At 42.0% G+C, this 231-nt stretch carries 1 protein-coding gene; it reads left to right on the top strand.

The genetic code is table 11. From position 1 onward, the window contains the following. Window positions 1–231, top strand: a 231-nt coding sequence (locus PKE85_RS17665; RefSeq protein WP_271205007.1) for an RNA-dependent RNA polymerase family protein, incomplete at both ends; no start/stop codon positions are given.

The raw sequence follows: 231 nt of genomic DNA, 5'->3' as shown, positions 1-231 counted from the left end.
GCTGGATCATGGAAAAAGCAAGAGAGTTCCAGAAAAACATCTATTTCTGCTTTATTGACTATGCCAAAGCCTTTGACTGTGTGGATCACAATAAACTGTGGAAAATTCTGAAAGAGATGGGAATACCAGACCACCTGACCTGCCTCTTGAGAAATCTGTATGCAGGTCAGGAAGCAACAGTTAGAACTGGACATGGAACAACAGACTGGTTCCAAATAGGAAAAGGAGTAC

The organism is Methylopila jiangsuensis, assembly GCF_027922305.1.
Lineage (GTDB): Bacteria > Pseudomonadota > Alphaproteobacteria > Rhizobiales > Methylopilaceae > Methylopila > Methylopila jiangsuensis.
Note: the sequence above shows the minus strand (reverse complement) of the source record. Positions and strands in the feature narration are given on the sequence as shown.